Consider the following 1,152-nt stretch of genomic DNA (forward strand, 5'->3'; position numbering starts at 1 on the left):
GCCCGTCACACCATGGGAGTGGGTTGCACCAGAAGTAGCTAGTCTAACCTTCGGGGGGACGGTTACCACGGTGTGATTCATGACTGGGGTGAAGTCGTAACAAGGTAGCCGTAGGGGAACCTGCGGCTGGATCACCTCCTTAATCGACGACATCAGCTGCTCCATAAGTTCCCACACGAATTGCTTGATTCATTGAAGAAGACGAAAGAAGCAGCCCGAAATTGGGTCTGTAGCTCAGTTGGTTAGAGCGCACCCCTGATAAGGGTGAGGTCGGCAGTTCGAATCTGCCCAGACCCACCAATTTTGTGTGGGAAACGCCTGTAGAAATACGGGGCCATAGCTCAGCTGGGAGAGCGCCTGCCTTGCACGCAGGAGGTCAGCGGTTCGATCCCGCTTGGCTCCACCACTACTGCTTCTGAAGTAAGAGCTTAGAAATGAGCATTCCATCGGTTGGATGGTGAATGTTGATTTCTAGTCTTTGACTAGTTCGTTCTTTAAAAATTTGGGTATGTGATAGAAAGATAGACTGATGGCCACTTTCACTGGTGGTGATCAGGCTAAGGTAAAATTTGTGAGTTCTCTTAGTTGAGAAATTCGAATTTTCGGCGAATGTCGTCTTCACAGTATAACCAGATTGCTTGGGGTTATATGGTCAAGTGAAGAAGCGCATACGGTGGATGCCTTGGCAGTCAGAGGCGATGAAAGACGTGGTAGCCTGCGAAAAGCTTCGGGGAGTCGGCAAACAGACTTTGATCCGGAGATGTCTGAATGGGGGAACCCAGCCATCATAAGATGGTTATCTTGTACTGAATACATAGGTGCAAGAGGCGAACCAGGGGAACTGAAACATCTAAGTACCCTGAGGAAAAGAAATCAACCGAGATTCCCTTAGTAGTGGCGAGCGAACGGGGACTAGCCCTTAAGTGGCTTTGAGATTAGCGGAACGCTCTGGAAAGTGCGGCCATAGTGGGTGATAGCCCTGTACGCGAAAATCTCTTAGTCATGAAATCGAGTAGGACGGAGCACGAGAAACTTTGTCTGAATATGGGGGGACCATCCTCCAAGGCTAAATACTACTGACTGACCGATAGTGAACTAGTACCGTGAGGGAAAGGCGAAAAGAACCCCGGAGAGGGGAGTGAAATAGATCCT

At 49.6% G+C, this 1,152-nt stretch carries 2 tRNA genes and 2 rRNA genes; all 4 read left to right on the plus strand.

The features are described from left to right. Positions 1-142, plus strand: a 16S ribosomal RNA gene (locus QRN11_RS10115); the annotation flags it as partial. 81 nt (positions 143-223) lie between these two features. Further along, positions 224-300, plus strand: a tRNA-Ile gene (locus tag QRN11_RS10120). A 30-nt stretch (positions 301-330) separates the two neighbouring features. After that, positions 331-406, plus strand: a tRNA-Ala gene (locus QRN11_RS10125). A 244-nt stretch (positions 407-650) separates the two neighbouring features. Continuing rightward, positions 651-1,152 (plus strand): 23S ribosomal RNA (locus QRN11_RS10130); the annotation flags it as partial.

Source organism: Pseudarthrobacter sp. fls2-241-R2A-168, from assembly GCF_030209335.1.
Lineage (GTDB): Bacteria > Actinomycetota > Actinomycetes > Actinomycetales > Micrococcaceae > Arthrobacter.